The sequence below is a fragment of the Cellulophaga sp. BC115SP genome (genome assembly GCF_009905545.1).
GTDB classification, from domain to species: domain Bacteria; phylum Bacteroidota; class Bacteroidia; order Cytophagales; family Spirosomataceae; genus Flectobacillus; species Flectobacillus rivi.
The window spans coordinates 110,461-125,864 of sequence record NZ_JAAALB010000007.1 but is presented as its reverse complement, the minus strand read 5'-3'; the positions used below and the strand labels follow the sequence as shown (position 1 = coordinate 125,864).

General features: G+C 34.2%; 14 protein-coding genes. 10 read left to right on the top strand and 4 right to left on the bottom strand.

Features of this window, described 5'->3' with window-relative positions; all coding sequences use genetic code 11:
• Positions 1-52: 52 nt before the first annotated feature.
• Both GVN22_RS07905 and GVN22_RS07900 read right to left on the bottom strand, forming a co-directional pair.
• Positions 53-1,939 (bottom strand): beta-N-acetylhexosaminidase, encoded by a 1,887-nt coding sequence (locus GVN22_RS07905; RefSeq protein ID WP_166550495.1) that lies wholly within the window; start codon positions 1,937-1,939, stop codon positions 53-55.
• Between the two features lie 233 nt (positions 1,940-2,172).
• The gene (locus GVN22_RS07900; RefSeq protein ID WP_166550494.1) at positions 2,173-2,760 is read right to left on the bottom strand and encodes a riboflavin synthase; all 588 of its coding nucleotides are present in this window, start codon (positions 2,758-2,760) and stop codon (positions 2,173-2,175) included.
• Between the two features lie 181 nt (positions 2,761-2,941).
• On the opposite strand from GVN22_RS07900, the gene GVN22_RS07895 reads away from it, so the two are divergent.
• Entirely contained in the window at positions 2,942-3,547 is a 606-nt protein-coding gene (locus GVN22_RS07895; RefSeq protein ID WP_166550493.1) for a DUF1684 domain-containing protein, read from the top strand.
• Between the two features lie 92 nt (positions 3,548-3,639).
• Here the strand turns inward: GVN22_RS07895 and GVN22_RS07890 are convergent, their stop codons facing one another.
• Both GVN22_RS07890 and GVN22_RS07885 read right to left on the bottom strand, forming a co-directional pair.
• Positions 3,640-5,448, bottom strand: a complete 1,809-nt coding sequence (locus GVN22_RS07890) for an acyl-CoA dehydrogenase (RefSeq protein WP_166550492.1) — start codon at positions 5,446-5,448, stop codon at positions 3,640-3,642.
• 192 nt (positions 5,449-5,640) lie between these two features.
• Entirely contained in the window at positions 5,641-5,841 is a 201-nt protein-coding gene (locus GVN22_RS07885; protein ID WP_166550491.1) for a helix-turn-helix transcriptional regulator, read from the bottom strand.
• 247 nt (positions 5,842-6,088) lie between these two features.
• Here GVN22_RS07885 and GVN22_RS07880 point away from each other — a divergent pair, with 247 nt between their 5' ends.
• From GVN22_RS07880 to GVN22_RS07840, 9 genes are all read left to right on the top strand, one after another.
• On the top strand, positions 6,089-7,459 hold the full coding sequence (locus GVN22_RS07880) for a glycosyltransferase family 1 protein (RefSeq protein ID WP_166550490.1): 1,371 nt from the start codon (positions 6,089-6,091) through the stop codon (positions 7,457-7,459).
• Positions 7,456-9,090: a vitamin K epoxide reductase family protein gene (locus GVN22_RS07875; RefSeq protein ID WP_166550489.1), complete on the top strand. Its 1,635-nt coding sequence runs from the start codon at positions 7,456-7,458 to the stop codon at positions 9,088-9,090. The genes GVN22_RS07880 and GVN22_RS07875 overlap by 4 nt, the downstream gene beginning before the upstream one ends.
• 31 nt (positions 9,091-9,121) lie before the next feature.
• Positions 9,122-9,391, top strand: a complete 270-nt coding sequence (locus GVN22_RS07870; RefSeq protein ID WP_166550488.1) for a hypothetical protein — start codon at positions 9,122-9,124, stop codon at positions 9,389-9,391.
• Positions 9,392-9,395: 4 nt separating this feature from the next.
• On the top strand, positions 9,396-9,845 hold the full coding sequence (locus GVN22_RS07865) for an energy transducer TonB (RefSeq protein WP_166550487.1): 450 nt from the start codon (positions 9,396-9,398) through the stop codon (positions 9,843-9,845).
• A gap of 118 nt (positions 9,846-9,963) precedes the next feature.
• A complete protein-coding gene (locus tag GVN22_RS07860; RefSeq protein ID WP_166550486.1) occupies positions 9,964-11,376 on the top strand; it encodes a TlpA disulfide reductase family protein in 1,413 nt (470 codons plus the stop codon).
• 191 nt (positions 11,377-11,567) lie between these two features.
• Entirely contained in the window at positions 11,568-11,783 is a 216-nt protein-coding gene (locus tag GVN22_RS07855) for a hypothetical protein (protein ID WP_166550485.1), read from the top strand.
• A 66-nt stretch (positions 11,784-11,849) separates the two neighbouring features.
• The gene (locus tag GVN22_RS07850) at positions 11,850-13,283 is read left to right on the top strand and encodes a TlpA disulfide reductase family protein (RefSeq protein ID WP_166550484.1); all 1,434 of its coding nucleotides are present in this window, start codon (positions 11,850-11,852) and stop codon (positions 13,281-13,283) included.
• A gap of 153 nt (positions 13,284-13,436) precedes the next feature.
• Positions 13,437-14,906, top strand: a complete 1,470-nt coding sequence (locus GVN22_RS07845) for a TlpA disulfide reductase family protein (RefSeq protein ID WP_166550483.1) — start codon at positions 13,437-13,439, stop codon at positions 14,904-14,906.
• A gap of 198 nt (positions 14,907-15,104) precedes the next feature.
• Positions 15,105-15,308, top strand: a complete 204-nt coding sequence (locus GVN22_RS07840; RefSeq protein WP_166550482.1) for a hypothetical protein — start codon at positions 15,105-15,107, stop codon at positions 15,306-15,308.
• Positions 15,309-15,404: the final 96 nt, after the last annotated feature.

The following is a 15,404-nucleotide window of genomic DNA, read 5'->3' as shown; positions in this document are numbered from 1 at the left end:
AGGTGCTGGATTCTCATCCAGCACCTTTTTTGCAAAGGATTCCCATCCTTTATTAAAACCCAAAATCAGCATTATAGCGCCCAGCACGGTCATATAACGACTTTACAGGGATACTTAATCGTTGCCCGATTGGTTTGCCTCCTCTATAGCTTTGAATTTTCAAGAAAGAAGCATTTTTAGGAATATCCAATTTGCTTTGATATTTTGGAGAAAAAGCATCGGGGTTTGTCCCATCAAAAGTATAATACAAATCCAAGCCTTTAATTTCTGAAAGCATCTCGATTTTGAGATTTGTACCTTCCTTCATCGTTCTAACCAGCGGGTCATATACACTACGTGAATAGTTGATAGAAGCTTCGTCCATTCTCAAAAATTGGTTTTCCATTTTGGTAATAAAATAATCCCAATTTCGCTTTTCTTTCTTACTCCATAATACCTCCGACAAAGCCCATGCTCGTGGATACATCATATATTCAACATGGCGAGAATTAGGAATAGACTCCGTCCAAAGATTCCCTTGTCCACCCAAAATCAAGGAAGAACTCACTCCTGCAGGTGTTGGCTCAAAATTATACACTCTCTTCAAGCGTAATAAATCATAGGTCATCGGTTCTGCTGTTGGCTCACCTTGGTACAAATCCAAATAGGCAAAAGTATTGGGCGTCATTACTACCGCATGATTTTGTTTGGCAGCCTCTATCCCACCTTTATCGCCCCGCCAAGACATTACGGTAGCTTCTGGCGCTAAGCCGCCTTCCAAAATTTCGTCCCAGCCTATGAGTTTCTTCCCTTTGCTCGATAGGATTTTTTCGACTCTTTTGACAAAATAACTTTGTAATTCAACCGTATTTTTCAAACCCTCTCTTTTCATCAAAGCTTGACATTCGGCACTTTTTTCCCAGTATCCTTTATAACATTCATCGCCACCAATATGGATATAGGGGTGTGGAAAAAGCTCGGCTACTTCGCCAAAGACTTTGTCTAGAAACTCATATACCTTTTCGTTTGATGGGCAAAGTGAGTTTTCTACATCTCGGTAAAACTTCCATCCTGCATTCACCTGAAACTTATTGCCTCCTGCACATGACAATTCTGGATAAGCCGTCAGAATTGCCAAACTATGCCCTGGCACATCGATTTCTGGTAAAATTTGTATATACTTTGATTGGGCATACGCCACAATTTCCTTAATGTCTTCTTGGGTATAAAATCCTCCATAAGTAGGTTTCTCGCCTTCTTGAGGCAATTCTCTTTCCCACCAATTACCCACACGTGGCACTCGCCAAGCTCCTATGCTGGTGAGTTTTGGGTAAGATTTTATTTCGATTCGCCAGCCTTGATCGTCAGTCAAATGCCAATGAAAGGTATTGAACTTATAACGTGCCAGTTGGTCGATAAAACTTTTGATATATTCCTTCGGGAAAAAATGGCGACTTACGTCCAACATAATGCCACGCCACGCATAACGAGGATAATCGATGACACTACTCGCTGGGATTTTCCAAACCATTCTTTGGTACTTTTTACCTTCAACTTGTTTAGGAAAAAGCTGAATCAAAGATTGAACGCCATAAAACAAGCCCGCAGGTGTTTGTGCTTTGATATCGATATGTTTAGGCGTTATATCCAAAGAATATCCCTCCTCCTGTCCAACGACTTTGAAAGGTGTACTTTCCAGCTTAAAATTGATATGTTTTCCTATTTTGGGTGTCTCCAATACAGGTAATTTTACCCCTGTAGGAATAGCCAAAGTCATTGCCAAAAACTCGGCAATCTTTCGTACTTCCGCATTTCCTTTGGGTATATGAATACGCGTATCAGCCGTAAGGACAAACTCGCCAAGTGCTTTTTGTTGGGCTACAGGTTCTGGGATAATTTGTTGGGAAAAAACAAGAGGACTACTCCACAATACCAAGGCTAGGAACTTTACTAATTTCATTATTAACAAGAGGTTTTACAGTACGAGTGTTGAATGATAAATTGTAAATTATGAATATAAATTTCTAATTATCAACATTTTACATTTAGCAACTATACAGAATAATATTTATTTATTAGGCAAGAGACACAAGGCAAATAGTTTTAAACACTATTTGCCTTGTGTCAAGAAATTAAATATGATTTTAACCACTTAAAATGGCTTTTGACCTTAGGCTATTTAGTGTTCAAAATCTATCCTAAATTCATCATTTTACGAATGTACTTTCCTACAATATCAAATTCTAAATTGACGATATCGTCTACTTTCAAAGTATGAAAAACTGTATGTTCATACGTGTAAGGAATAATCGCCACACGGAAAGTATTAGTACCTGAATTAAAAACGGTCAAACTGGTTCCGTTAATACAAATCGAGCCTTTTTCTACCGTAATATTTTGTCCTTCTGGTTCATATTCAAAGTCATATAACCACGAACCGTCTTGTGGGGTAATCGCTGTTACACGACCAATTTGGTCGACGTGCCCTTGTACAATATGCCCATCAAAACGACCATTAGCAGGCATACAACGCTCAAGGTTTACTTTTGAGCCTACCTCCAATTTTCCAAGATTGGTTTTCTTCAAAGTCTCATCAATCGCCGTTACTGAGTATAGATTTCCTTCTATGGCAATCACCGTAAGACAAACCCCATTATGAGATAAACTTTGGTCGATTTTTAACTCATTGGTAAACGGACAAGTGAGCGTAAATGTAATATTTGTACCTTCTTTATGAATATCCACCACCTCGCCGATAGCCTCAACAATTCCTGTAAACATAGTTGTAAAAGATTAAAATGAAAATTTGCATTAGCAGGCGCAAAGTTAAGGATTTATTGGAATCGCTTTCACTTCAAAACTTGGCGCCTTTGTATTCTTTAACAACAAGCTCCAACAAATGATTGCCTCTATTGTTATCTTTGCAAACAAAGAACGAACAAAAGGCGAATTTCAGAAGCAAATGAAAAATTTAAAATGGATTATCGGTTTAGTGATTTTAGTCATTGTTGGCTATACCATATTCAACGGAAGCGAATCGGCACCGAAGCAGGATAACGCTGCCTACACGCAACAACTCCAAAAGGCTCGTAAAGAAAAGGACGAGTTTTTCAAAACAGGAAAAGAATCCCCTATCGAAGACAAAGCAACTTTCAAAGGATTACCGTATTTTGAAATAGATCCAGCTTGGAAGATTTTAGGAAAAATAGATAAAGTAAAAAGTGGTCAGAAATTCGAAATCCAAATGACGGGAGGCGAAACAGAAACCTATGAACCTTACGGGAATATTAGTTTTGAAAAAGATGGTAAAAAGGTTTCGTTGAAACTATTTATCAATAGTGAAGGAATGTTGTTCTTACCTTTCAAAGACTTGACCTCTGGTAAAGAAACTTATGGTGCAGGAAGATATATTGATCTTGATCCTAAGAACGAGAAAGATTCACAAATTGAGATTGATTTTAACTTAGCCTATCATCCTTTTTGTGCCTACAACCATACCTTTACTTGTCCGCTACCACCAGCAGAAAACTTGATTCCAATGGCAGTAACAGCAGGTGAAAAACTCTAATTTGGTTGGAGATATGGGATTTAAGATTTCGGAAATAAGGCATATTCCTTCATTTCCGAAATCTCAAATCTCAAATCCGAAATAGATAGCAGCTAGGCTTCTACCTCCTCATGTAACACCGTCAGTACTTCTGTATCCAACAATCTTGCGGCAAGGCTCAAAGTCTTGATTAGTTCATAATGAAAATAGAATTTCATTGTGTGGATTTTATCTTGATAGAACGCCAACTCATCGCCCGTCGGCGCTTGTTGTTCTATCGCATTTTGTGCAACAACGCCTTGTTTCAACCATTGCCAAGCCACGGTGATAATACCAAACAACTCCATATACAAAGTAGCATCTGCCAAAAATACCTCATTGTTTCCTTGGGCGGCCAAGTCAAGCAAGTGCATAGTCACTTTTTGTAAACGACCTAATTCCTTTTCTAGCTTTTCGGCATACGGTAACAAGACTTCATGTGTTTTGGCTTCTGTGACGGTTTTCATCACTTCTGCAAAAAGAAGTTGAGGCGCTTTACCACCGTTAGCGGTAACTCCTCTACCCAGTAAATTCAAAGAATGGATTCCCGTCGTACCTTCATAAATCGACATAATTCTTACATCACGTGCCATTTGCTCCAACGGAAAATCTTCGGTATATCCATACCCTCCAAATACTTGCAAACCTTCATTTACCGCTTTGATACCATATTCGGCTGGATACGTTTTGGCAACCGTCGTCATCAAATCTAGCATCGTTTGATAAGCTTTTGCCTCCTCGCTATCGCTACCCAAGCCATGAATCATATCTTGCCACCAATAACATTGAAACAACAAACCAATACAACCTTCGACAATCGCCTTTTGGAACGTCAGCATACGACGAACATCAGGGTGATTGATAATGAATGTTTGTGCATCAACGAGATTTTTATTGGTTAATCTACGACCTTGCGGACGCTCTTGGGCATACTCCAAAGCCGCATAATAAGCAGCCGAAGCAATATAAGTACCACCCATACCCACGCCCAAACGAGCTTCGTTCATCATTTGGAACATATATTGCAAACCACGATTGGCCTCTCCTACCAAATATCCCACAGAATTATCCTTATCGCCAAAAGTCAAGTGCATCGCTGGCGTAGCTTTTTGACCCATTTTATGATAAATACCTGTCGAAACCACGTCATTGTCTATCGTATAATTACCAGCGTCGTCGGCTCTAAACTTCGGTACCACAAACAAAGAAATACCTTTCGTCCCCAGCGGAGCGCCTTCGATTCTTGCCAAAACTAAATGAATAATATTATCAGCAATATCATGATCGCCCGCAGAGATAAATACTTTTTGTCCTTTGATTTTATAGGTTCCATCTGCCTGAGGTGAAGCCGTAGTCACGACATCCGACAAAGAACTTCCTGCTTGAGGTTCAGTCAAGCACATTGTGCCTGTCCACTCAGCAGTAATCATACGATCTGCAAATTTTTCTTGCAATTCTTTTGAGCCAAAAGAATAAATCAAATGTGCCGAACCAGCAGTCAAGCCCGTAAACATGACAAATGAATTATGCGCAGCTCCACGAATAAACTCATTGGCGGCATTGACCAACAAAGGCAATTGCTGTCCACCATGCTCATAGTGGAAAGTGGCGCTAATCATGCCAGAATCCCCCATCGCTTTCATATAATCCTTTACAGCAGGATGCACTTTTACCTGACCATTGATAAGCTCAGGTTGTTTACGGTCTGATTCCACGTAGGCAGGACGCATGATTTTGTCGGCAATTTCCTCAGCCGTATCCAATACCATATCAAACATATCAGGCGTGTAATCCTGAAAATGAGGATACTGCGTAAGTTCTCCCACTTTGAGTACCTCCTTGAGCATAAAGTCGAGATTTCGACGAGAATATTGTTGTGCCATATATTAAATAGGATTTTATTTCTTTAAAAGTTATATTCTATTTTAAGTAAAAATAATACAAATAAAAATATTATGCAAGCATACCATTTATGATAAAAATTACTGAGCTGTAAGAATCTGTCTGATTTTTATCATGACTCGCTCTTACAGCTCAGTAAGGTGATTTTTACAAAAAATGGGGAATTATTTTTACTAGAAGCGTAATAAAGTATCGAGACTTACACCTAAGGTTTGAGCAAGGCGTTGTGCTTCTATAACATTAGGAACACTCTTATCGCTTTCCCAAGCAGATATTTTACTTTGTGAAGGAATTTGAACTAAATCGGCCAATTCAGCCTGAGAAAGACGGTTTTTCAAACGTAGATTTCTGATATTTTTTCCTAAGTGTGACATAGTAGATGAGGCTATTATAAAGTTGAGTAAACTAGAGAGATTATAGAATATATAAAAATTTAATCGTATTGGTTTATAAATTAACACAAAAATATAAAATATTGAAGAATAAATATAATCTAAATATAGATAAATATTATCTATATTTAGATTGAACATTATCTCTAATTTCAAGCAATTTTGTATTGGCTCTAGTGAGTAACCTGTTCTAGGTAAATTATAGTTATTTTACACTCTAACTTGAAATATGAGCAAATCAAATATTTTATTTCTGACTGCCTCCATTCGTAGCCACGTAATGCCAGCCATGTATCTTGCAGATCTCATTGCTGAAAAATATGATATCTACTTTGCTGTAACAAATGACGTATTAAAGGAATTAGTGGAAGAAAATGGTTATAATAGTGTCATGCATAGCCAATTCAGAATAATGATAGGCATGGAGCCTGGCTATATTTTATCTGAAAAAAAGCAAACACTAAGTTTTTGGAGTTTAGTGAGAGCCTATCGTAAGAATGAGATTTTTGAATTCAGAAAACGAGAGCTTGTTAAACTTATTCAAAATATTAACCCCCAAACTGTCATTATTGATATATTTAGTAGTACCGATTATTTCGTGTTGAAAACGATAAATCAAGAATTGAATATTATTTTTTTTAATCCTATGTTATCGACGTATAAGATAGATGGTTACCCTATAGTTTCTGATGGTACATGGATAAAAAATAAAAATATTAGTAATGCTAATAGGAAGATTGAGTTTTCAATAACTACGCATTTTTGGAATCATATTAAAAAACCTAAAATATGGTTATTGAGCTACCTAAATGAACAACAAAATCGAAGAATTTTTAAAGAAAGCGGAGTTACAGAAGATACTCTAGATAAAGACAATGCTTTCACGAAAATGTTTAAAGGTATTCCTGAGATCATCGCAGCACCACTCGAATTTGAAGTATCGTCTGAAGTAAAAAGAGACTGGCAACATTACTTAGGCTTATGCACCAGAAATCAGAGGAGAGATACAGAATTGGATAAGACGTTTCTGGATGCTTGGGAAAACCTCACAAAAGTTAAAAGTAAGGGACAAAAAATGATATACTGTAGTTTTGGCACTTACTATACTGGACCAGATAAAACACTTTTAAATTTTATATCAAATTTAATCAGTATAATAAATGAGTTAGAAGATGTTCACCTAATCATTTCTGTAAATCATTTCGTAATTGAGACCCTTAAATCACAACAAAAAATATCAGAAAAAATCCTTTTTTTTACTCGTGTACCACAGCTTGAAGTATTAAGAAAAGCCGATTTGTTCATTACACATGGCGGTTTAGGCTCTATTAAAGAAGCAATTGAATATGAAGTACCCATGTTGGTTTATCCTTTGGATTTACAATACGACCAAAATGGAAATGGTTTGAAAGTGGAATTACATGGTATTGGACTTAGAGGGAATTTCGCTTACGAGCGTACTCACGATATGAGAACCAAGATAGATCAATTACTTAATCAGGATGTTTTCAGAGAGAAAATCAGAGAAGTAAATCAGCATATCAAAAGCTCTTATACTCTAAACAACATAAACAAAACGCTAAATCAATTAGGACTATGACATTAAATCCTAACGAAAAAAATGCTTTTGAGGCACTTTGGCAATTAATAAAGTTCTCAAATATCAATGTAACAGCAACAAGTCTAAAAAACAAACTTCTACAACATCAAAATGCTACTACTTTGTTAGGAATGAGTGATGTTTTGAATGAGTTTAACATACCTAATTTAGCTACAAAACTTTCGGTCGAACAACTACATACTATTCCAGTGCCCGCTATTGCTTATTTTGAAGCAAATGGTGGGACGTTTGTCACTATCAAAAAAATTGAGCATGATTTGGTTGAATGGTATCATGATACCGCTGGAGTTTTTAAAGAACCAATTCATAATTTTATCCATAAATGGCATGGTATAACACTATTGGTTGAACCTAATGCTCAATCTGGAGAAGTAAACTATAAAGAAGCACGAAAAAATGAAATCGTTGAAAAGCTAAGAATCCCATTCGTAATAACAGGTTTGCTTACAGTTATAGGCATAATACTTTATCCTATTCTGCAACAAATACCGATTGATAGTAATTTTCAATTTTATGCTCTATTACTGACAAAAACTTTTGGTATCATAACATCAACTATGTTGGTTTGGTATGATTTTGATGCTAATAATTCTTTTTTAAAAAGTGTTTGTCAGATTAATAGTAAAACAAATTGTAGTAATATTCTAAACTCTCAAGCAAGTAAATTTTGGGGTTGGCTAACTTGGTCTGAAATAGGTTTATTCTATTTTACTGGAGGTTTCTTAGCATTATTATTGATAAATACAGATGCGACAAAATATCTTCTGTTTTTTACACTTATGGCACTACCCTATACATTTTGGTCTATCTATTATCAAGCTATTGTTGTAAAAGAATGGTGTCCAATGTGTGTATGTGTTCAGATTTTACTTTGGACGGAGTTTTTGTTATTGTTACCGATTTCATTTCAGAATGTTGAATTAAGCCTTTTTCAAGGATACAATTTCCTATTATCATGTATATCATTCTTCATCTTCCCTATTTTTTGGGCTTTTGTGAAGACTCCATTAAAAAAATCACTACGAACAGATAGTCTCTATATAGAATTTCAAAAACTTAAGCTTTCTCCAGAATACATCAGTTTATTATTATCTAAGGAGTTGCTTTTACCTCCATTTTTCAAAGGTTTAAACACTTTACAATTGGGAAATCCACATGCCTCAAATAGGTTAATTCTGGTTTTAAATCCCATGTGTGCTTCATGTAGAACTTCGTATTTAACAGCAAAAAGGTTGTTAGAAAGCGATATAGATATTAACGTGCATATAGTTTTAGCAACATCCTTAGCTTTAGACGATGAAGCGGCAAAAGTTGCAAGAATCATCCTGGGTCAAGACACTGATGAAGCCATTATGAAAGCGATTGATGAATGGTTTAAGGACAGTTCCAAAAATATAAACAATTGGATACGAAAAATAGACAAAGTAGAAGCTACCCCTCAAGGACAACAGCAATTAGCAATACACCTACGTTGGCTTGAATTAGCAGGAATAAGTGAAGCACCAACTACTTTTTTGAACAATTGTGAAATACCAAAAATTTATTTGGCTCGTGATGTAGAGAAAATCATCAAGCATTACTCAACAACAGGATTTGCAAATCAACAATAGATTTATTTTTTAACCTTAAAAAACAAAAACAATGAAAAGTTTAGTGAATTTCGCTGATTCAGCTTTGTCAAGGGCAGAGATGAAAAATGTAATAGGTGGTGATGTAATATATTGTAGTTATTCTGTATGGTATGATAATTTACATATAGTAGGACTTGGAGCTTGTAGTATGAATTCTGTGGGCAAATGTGATACTGGCTACAGGAATCAATTTGTCGGGGCTTCTCATGTAAAAGTTTATGGCTGTTATACTGCCCCTGGAGGAACGGTTGGAGGATATCAATTTAAAACAAAACATTAAAATTATGAAAACCTTATTTGTACTTTTTATGGTTACAATTTTGGCTATATTTTTTACCAATAGTGCTTTTTCACAAAGAGGAGATACCATTACAGTAATAGATGTCAAATCAATTATGGAGTCTTATCAAAACAAAAATCCAGATACAATAGCATATATGTTTACTGAGTACCCCGCAGTATTTATTGGAGGTAAAGACTCACTTGATTCCTATATCAAAAGAGTTTCATTAAGAAATGTTACAAAATTTGTTAAAAACAAAACTAAGATTTTGTGTTGGGTCATTATAGAAAAAAATGGATGTATTTCCGAAGTAGAAATGATAACGCACAATAATCCAGAGTTAGAAAATAGTATAAAAAATACTCTATATTCATCTCCAAGATGGATTCCTGCAACTCAAGACGGTAGAAAATTAAGGTATAAAACTATTTTAGCATTTAACTTTCCTTAGATAATTGTTTATTAATGATTCCTATTTTTGTTACTATATTGAACGAAATGAAACATATAATCTGATAATTGAGGTACGGATTTACTGTATAGAAAATAAACCGTGATCAAACTATAATATGAAAATAATTTATTTGATATCTTTTATCTTTCTAACTATTTCATGCGGTCAAAATAAACTAGATGAAAGAAGTCTAGTGAGAAAGAATATATCAAAAGATTCGCTTATCGTAATTTTAAATACCCAATATGACAATGACGTGGTATTGGGGTTTAATGACTTATTTGGTAATCGTTATGATATAAATAGAGGTATTACAAAAGTTCCAAGAGGCGTATTTATAACCGATATTCATTGGAAACACCAATTAAGCTTTTTTGTCCCAGACAGTATAAAAAGAATTGAGTTTAAAAAAGATTCTGAGGGATATTTTTTTATTGAAACACAGAACCCTAATCTCGACTATTTATTGAATGTTGATTTAGTGATTCGAAAAGCTATCGACCCTATAAAATCCGAACAGGACTCTTTCGATAGAATTTTCAAGTTTAGTAATATTAAAAATGATGATGAGTTTAAAAAAAGAAACTTATATCATGACAACTTGTATAATAAAAAAGTTGCCTTTTTAAATGAATATACACAATTACATAAGTTAGATAGTATGGTTATAAATGTATGGAGGCGTGCACTTATTTATGAAAAATTATCTTCAAAGCTCAATTTTAGTCAGTACAATAAATTAAGTCCTGATGTTATCAAAGCCTTTGCGGCAGAAGTCAATAATGAAGACATAAAAGATGCCGATTTACTTATTCCTCATTTTCAATCATATTTATCGTTTCATCGTTTACTTATATCATACTTAAAGTATAAATCTGATTTTAATACATTACCTAATTTAATGAGTATTTCTGTTAAGCATTTTGAAGGTAAAATTCGAGATTGGCTAATGTTTGACTTGCTACAAAAAACAGATGATAGGAATTATGGATTTAAAGTATCTCAGCAAGAAAAAACTCAAATGACAAACACATTTTTGAGTATATGCAAAACAGATGAGTTTAAGGATTATATAAAGGAAAGAATAATACTTAATAATACTAATTTGAAAATAGATGAGCTTGTTAATATCAATAATGAGGTAATTCCTCTAAATAAAGTAATAAAAGGGAAAATCTCATTTGTTGATTTTTGGGCTTCATGGTGTGCCCCTTGCAGAGCAGAAATGCCAGCATCTAAAAAAATGAGATTAGCTTTTTCAAAAAAAGGTATAAATTTTATTTATATATCAATAGACGAGAATCCTTCTGCTTGGAAAAAAGCAATTAGACAAATTGGTTTAGGAGAAGATGAAAATTATCTGCTTCCAAAAGGAAATGAATCAGAATTAGCCAAGAAATTTAAGATTGAGTCTATACCAAGATATATGATTATCGGCAAAGATGGTAAAGTGATAAATGCCGATGCTTTACGCCCATCTGACCCTAAGTTAAAAGAGATTTTTGATGAGTTACTAAAAGAAAAATAGCAAAAACATGATGAACAATTAGATTAAAGTTACAGGCTTAAATAAAAGGATTTAAGTGCGGTTTTTGCTCTTTGAATAACCATGAAATACCAAAAAAATATTTGGCTCGTGATGTAGAGAAAATCATCAAGCATTACTCAACAATAGGATTTGCAAATCAACAATAGATTTATTTTTAACCTTAAAAAACAATGAAAAGTTTAGTGAATTTCACTGATTCAGCTTTGTCAAGGACAGAGATGAAAAATGTAAAAGGTGGAGCATGTGCAGTAGTCCACTGGTCAGGTGGCGCTAAAGGTGCGGGAATAAGACAGCAAAGTCCAAGTATTTTCACGAAAGCAGAAGCTATTCAATGGGCGAAGCAAGGCGGTGCAGGTTATGGATGGTGCTGTACTAGTTGTGCATAAGCCAAGTTGATTACAATATAGAGATAATACGTATTTATCCCTATGCTCACTATAAACTTCACAAATATGAAATATTGCTTTCTCGTCATTTTAGGTATCATTTTCTTTTCATGTAATAATGAAAAAAATAATAGTGCAGTTTCAGATTCAAAATCAACAGAGCTATCTCAAAACATCACAATTATTGTCAAAAACCCTTTGCAGAAGGAAATCTTTTTTGATTGGTCTTCTTTGCTTGATGCCGCTACTCAACCTTATGAAGCTACCTCAGCCCACGATACCATCTTTATAAAAAGTAATATTCCCGTTAAACTCAATAGTTCTGATATGATTAGAAGCGGTAAAAATATTCAGGTTGTACAACATACTTTTTTGTTATATCCAAACGATACCGTATTTCTTGAAAAGCCTCAATCAATCACCAGCATTTCTGGCAAATCTGAGCAAAGAAGTAAAGAGCTTTCATTTTTCCCTCAGTTCAGAGAACAATTTGGAAACTATGAAGGCTGGTATGTGCCAACACCCTTCCGTGATGATAAACCAGCGGTAAGACTACAAAAAATCAAAGAAGCTTATCAAAATCGTATAGCGTTTGCCAATCAATTCTTTAAAGTCAATCATTCAAGTGCATCTTTCAAAGATTTCATCAGCAAAGAATTTTACTACAAACAATATTCTGATTTCTTGGCTCTCTACCAAGAAAATCTCCTAAAAAATAAAGCTATCGTTAAGGATGCTCAAGTAGCTCGTTTTCTTGCTGATTTTAAAATTGATGATAGTGCCAGCGAAATTCCAATTTATGGGTATTCTGTCCTTTTGTTAGAATCTTTGTTGCAATCAGACAAATCTGAAATAGACTTCTATCAAAACCTTAAAACCAAATACTCAGGCAAAACACGAGACATCATTTTATATCGATTCGTTGATTTTTGTATTCTCAATACTTCTAAACATATCTCTACGCTTTATACTTATTTCCAAAAAGATGCAGAAAATATTGTATTGAAAAATAATCTAAAAGAGCAATATCAATTCATGGCGAATACTTTAAATTCGAGTGGAAATAAATCATTAGACAGTTCGACTGTTATTCATTTTTCAGACAAAAAAACGCTTACTTGGAAACAGTTTCTGGAAAAAAATGCTGGGAAAATCACCTATTTAGATTTTTGGGCAAGCTGGTGCAAACCATGTATTGAAGAAATGAAATATTCGCATGAGGTTCAGAAAAAATATCCCAACATTAACTTTATTTATCTCTCTCAAGATGAAAACTACAAACATTGGGAAAACTCCATACTTGCCCGAAATATGTCAAAGGAAAGCCATTATTTGATAGGTTCATCTAAAAACTCTGCCATATTATCGCAGTTTAATATCACAAGTATTCCCAGATATATGATTATTGACCAATATGGTAAAGTCTTAAATGCTGACGCTCCACGTCCTTCGGATGCTAAACTTAAGACAGTTTTTGATGAATTACTCAAAGAAAAGTAATGAACGAATAGCAATACACTTATGTAGAATTGAATGAATTTCTGTGAGTGGAGCTCTCTCTTGGAAAAATCGCAACATTTATCAATTCACAGTTTACCAGTTAACAAGTATTATCCAACAATCAATATAGTCTAAACCTCAAAACAATCCAGAATGAAAGTCAATCTCATCTTCCTATTACTTTTCATAACCATCTGTTTTTCATCTATTTCACAGACTCAAAAACCTGATTCTATAGTCGTGACAATGGATAAACAAACAAAACGTAATATTGATAAGTACAATAATTTTTGGTATTTATTTCCGTATGTAACTGTGTATGATAGTCATCATCCTAATGGGATTGAAATACTCAACAAACAGTCATTAAAAGATACAATCACAACCTTATTATTCTCTACTGAAGACGATTTCTATATACTCAATTGTAGAACCTTACAAAGTGAAGTTGAAGTAGTTGTTAAAAATGGAGATAAGGTTATTCTATCTTTAAATAATGAGCAAATAGCGATAAATGTTACCAACAGAACAACTCAGCCTTTAGAATTTAAGGTAGATGAAATATTATATCACAGACAGAAAACCCCATTAATTTTAGTTAAAAAATACTACAATCCACTACATTTTATGTCTATTGAGGAGGCATTGAAGACTCCTAAAAAAAAGTATCTCGTAAAAAAACAAGCATTTGAGGAAATTGCCGTTTGTATAAAATCGGCTACTCAAATAGTAGATTCTTTAGAGCAAAATGCCTTAATTTCCTCCAATACGGCTAGTTTTAATAAAACAAAATTTAAGACCTTCTTGCTTTCACTAAATATCTTGGAATCTAAAATAAACTTTGATTCTGCCAGAATATTACTAAACTCCTACCCTAATACGCTTCTGTACCCCGACAAATACCATTACAAATTAGCTGAATGTATTACCGATAAATTTATTGTCGAAAAAGCTAAAGAAATTCCATTTAATGATCTTACTAATAGAGACTACGCTGAAATATATGATAAAATAAACCAGAGTGACCTATTTCTAACAAGACATAAAAACTTTCTTTTAATGCGAGAATTAGACAGGATTTTCAAGTCTTTTTCGAGAAATATTAGTAAAAGATACTACGATTCTTTTCTTACCAATACTCAAGATAGTACAGCTAAAAATATAGTCCGTGATAAATATGCATTCTTTTTTACTCCAATCAATAACCGTGATGAAGTGTTATCTGTACAAAATCAAAAGCAGTCATTGAGTGAATTACTAAAGGAAAATAAACTTACCTATGTTGACTTCTGGGCATCATGGTGTGGCCCTTGTAGAGTCGAAGTACCGCATTCTAAAAAGTTACAAGAAAAGTATGAAAAGGATATAAACTTCATATACCTTTCCACTGATCAAAATGCTACTCAATGGAAAACGGCGATAAATCAACTTACTCTACCTTTGAAGAAAAACTTCTTAATAACCAATCCTAAAAACAATACATTAATTCAAAAATATAAGGTTATCTCTATTCCTAGGTACATGATTATTGATGCTAAAGGGGTAGTGATTAATCAAAATGCCCCACGTCCTTCCGACCCTCGACTGATAAAGGTTTTTGATGAATTACTTAAAGAAAAATAAGGTGTATATACCAAATTAGATTGTCGTAGTTGGCTTGAATTAGCAGGAATAAGTGAAGCACCAACTACTTTTTTAAACAATTGTGAAATACCAAAAATTTATTTGCCTCGTGATGTAGAGAAAATCATCAAGCATTACTCAACAATAGGATTTGCAAATCAACAATAGATTTATTTTTAACCTTAAAAAACAAGAACAATGAAAAGTTTAGTAAATTTTTCTGGTTCAGCTTTGTCAAGGACAGAGATGAAATTAATTAATGGAGGTGGTACTTGTATGGTTCAAACCAAAGTAAGCGGTAAGGCTGTTGGAGGCTATACTAAGAGTGAAGCAAAAAGATTAGCAGGAATGTGGGGTACACATTGGTGTTGTACTGGCTGTAGTACAGCATCTTGGACATAATAATTCCCCTTCTCCTACTTGATATGAGCAGTTAGTGTTTTGATAACATTAACTGCTCATATAATAATTAAGTCATGCACAATTTTAATTAAATAA

What these genes read in the sequence shown, in the direction of transcription:
- GVN22_RS07905 (WP_166550495.1), bottom strand. Translation starts at nt 1,939, where the DNA reads ATGAAATTAGTAAAGTTCCTAGCCTTGGTATTGTGGAGTAGTCCTCTT.
- GVN22_RS07900 (WP_166550494.1), bottom strand. Translation starts at nt 2,760, where the DNA reads ATGTTTACAGGAATTGTTGAGGCTATCGGCGAGGTGGTGGATATTCAT.
- GVN22_RS07895 (WP_166550493.1), top strand. Translation starts at nt 2,942, where the DNA reads ATGAAAAATTTAAAATGGATTATCGGTTTAGTGATTTTAGTCATTGTT.
- GVN22_RS07890 (WP_166550492.1), bottom strand. Translation starts at nt 5,448, where the DNA reads ATGGCACAACAATATTCTCGTCGAAATCTCGACTTTATGCTCAAGGAG.
- GVN22_RS07885 (WP_166550491.1), bottom strand. Translation starts at nt 5,841, where the DNA reads ATGTCACACTTAGGAAAAAATATCAGAAATCTACGTTTGAAAAACCGT.
- GVN22_RS07880 (WP_166550490.1), top strand. Translation starts at nt 6,089, where the DNA reads ATGAGCAAATCAAATATTTTATTTCTGACTGCCTCCATTCGTAGCCAC.
- GVN22_RS07875 (WP_166550489.1), top strand. Translation starts at nt 7,456, where the DNA reads ATGACATTAAATCCTAACGAAAAAAATGCTTTTGAGGCACTTTGGCAA.
- GVN22_RS07870 (WP_166550488.1), top strand. Translation starts at nt 9,122, where the DNA reads ATGAAAAGTTTAGTGAATTTCGCTGATTCAGCTTTGTCAAGGGCAGAG.
- GVN22_RS07865 (WP_166550487.1), top strand. Translation starts at nt 9,396, where the DNA reads ATGAAAACCTTATTTGTACTTTTTATGGTTACAATTTTGGCTATATTT.
- GVN22_RS07860 (WP_166550486.1), top strand. Translation starts at nt 9,964, where the DNA reads ATGAAAATAATTTATTTGATATCTTTTATCTTTCTAACTATTTCATGC.
- GVN22_RS07855 (WP_166550485.1), top strand. Translation starts at nt 11,568, where the DNA reads ATGAAAAGTTTAGTGAATTTCACTGATTCAGCTTTGTCAAGGACAGAG.
- GVN22_RS07850 (WP_166550484.1), top strand. Translation starts at nt 11,850, where the DNA reads ATGAAATATTGCTTTCTCGTCATTTTAGGTATCATTTTCTTTTCATGT.
- GVN22_RS07845 (WP_166550483.1), top strand. Translation starts at nt 13,437, where the DNA reads ATGAAAGTCAATCTCATCTTCCTATTACTTTTCATAACCATCTGTTTT.
- GVN22_RS07840 (WP_166550482.1), top strand. Translation starts at nt 15,105, where the DNA reads ATGAAAAGTTTAGTAAATTTTTCTGGTTCAGCTTTGTCAAGGACAGAG.